At 70.3% G+C, this 1705-nt stretch carries 2 protein-coding genes; one reads left to right on the top strand and one right to left on the bottom strand.

What is annotated here, in order from left to right; all coding sequences use genetic code 11:
- Positions 1-288: 288 nt before the first annotated feature.
- Entirely contained in the window at positions 289-1143 is an 855-nt protein-coding gene (locus D588_RS0123015; RefSeq protein WP_017917666.1) for a hypothetical protein, read from the top strand.
- Between the two features lie 155 nt (positions 1144-1298).
- Here the strand turns inward: D588_RS0123015 and D588_RS25980 are convergent.
- Positions 1299-1705 (bottom strand): PQQ-binding-like beta-propeller repeat protein (locus D588_RS25980; protein ID WP_043086940.1); only part of this gene is annotated, 407 nt, incomplete at its 5' end.

The raw sequence follows: 1705 nt of genomic DNA, 5'->3' as shown, positions 1-1705 counted from the left end.
CATCGGCAGCGGCGGCCAGCGCGCGCTTGCGGGTCAGCGCGACCACACCCAGTCCGGCCAGCCACAGGTGCCGCGGGTTCAGCCGGTCCGGCCGCAGCGCGGAGGGGGAACGCTTCTTGGTCGCCATCGCAGGATCTCCAGAGAGGCCGGCAGTGGCCCCGATGCGCACCATGCTGGCGCCGGCCGCTTGAGCAAACACACTATCGGCGCCGCACCCTTGCCACGCGCCGGCAGCGGCGCCATGCTCGGCGCGGACGCCGTGGCCCGGCGCCGCACAGGGAGATCCACATGGCAGCAAAATCGGGCGCGTGGGCGCCGTTTCCGTACGACGCCAAGGCCTACGCCTACGCTGGTGATGCGCTGAAGAAAGCGTGGCCCAAGCTGCACGCTGGCGACCGCGAACCCTATCCGGACCCGGCACGCGCGCAGGCCCTGCTCGACGCAGCCGGCAAGGCCGGCAAGGGCCACGACGCGCAGACCCTGTCGGCCGCGCTGATCGAGGCCTGGCGGGCGTTCCACCAGGGGCAGTTCCAGCAGGCCTACGAGGCCGGCAAGGCGCTGGGCGTGTTCGGCGCCTCGGTCGCGGTCAAGGCGATCGGCATCCACGCCGGCTATCTGGTCGAGGACGAAAAAGAGCAGTTGCAGCGGCTGCAGCAGGCCGCGGTGCTGGCCGAGGCGGCGATCGCCGCGCTGCCGGACGAGGCCAACAGCCACTACCGCCAAGCCTTCGCGCTGGGCCGCTACAGCCAGGGATTGAGCATCGTCAAGGCGCTCAAGCAGGGCATCGCCAGCAAGGTGCGCGCCTCGCTGGAAGCGGCCCTGGAGCTGGAGCCCAAGCATGCCGAGGCGCACATGGCGCTGGCCCTGTACCACGCCGAGATCATCGGCAAGGTCGGCGCGATGATCGGCGGCCTGACCTACGGGGCGAAGGCGGCCACCGCCGAACAGCATATCCAGCAGGCGCTGAAGCTGGTGCCGGACGCGCCGATCGCCCACGTCGAACACGCCAACGTGCTGCTGTTGCTGTACGGCGACAAGCGCGAGGAAGACGCCGCCGCGGCGTTCGAGAAGGCCGACAAGCTCAAGCCGCGCGATGCGATGGAAGCGCTGGACGCGGCGTTTGCCCGCGATCAGTTGGAATAGACGCCGGCGCAAGCTGAGCGTATCGCATACCCGTGATTGGACACACCGCGAGGCGACCGGCGTGATCGGCGGCAGGAGGCCAATCACGCCCTTCCCGCATCCACCCCGTCCCGCCGCCGCGACGCCGCATCGCGACCTCGCAGCGGCAGCCCGCGTCAGCCTGCCGGCGGCAGCGCGTAGGCGATCACGTAGTCGCCGCGCTTGGTCTCCATGAAGTGATGGCCTGCGGCGACGATGACCAGGTACTCGCGTCCGTCGACCGCGTACACCATCGGCGTGGCCTGGCCACCGGCCGGCAGCTTGGCCTGCCACAGGGTCTTGCCGCTGGCCAGGTCGATCGCGCGGATCAGGTCGTCGGTCGCCGCAGCGATGAAGATCAGCCCGCTGGCGCTGACCACGGCGCCGCCGTTGTTGGGCGTGCCGATCTCGATCGGCAAGCCGGAGTGGATGCCGAACGGGCCATTGCCGCGCGCACTGCCGAACGGACGGTCCCATAGCGTTTTGCCGCTGGCCAGGTCGATCGCACGGATGCCGCCATAGGGCGGCTGCTTGCACAGCAGCC

The organism is Xanthomonas sp. SHU 308 (assembly GCF_000364645.1).
GTDB classification, from domain to species: domain Bacteria; phylum Pseudomonadota; class Gammaproteobacteria; order Xanthomonadales; family Xanthomonadaceae; genus Xanthomonas_A; species Xanthomonas_A sontii.
The sequence above is the reverse complement of the archived record's forward strand: the minus strand, read 5'-3'. Positions and strand labels throughout refer to the sequence as shown.

What these genes read in the sequence shown, in the direction of transcription:
- D588_RS0123015 (WP_017917666.1), top strand. Translation starts at nt 289, where the DNA reads ATGGCAGCAAAATCGGGCGCGTGGGCGCCGTTTCCGTACGACGCCAAG.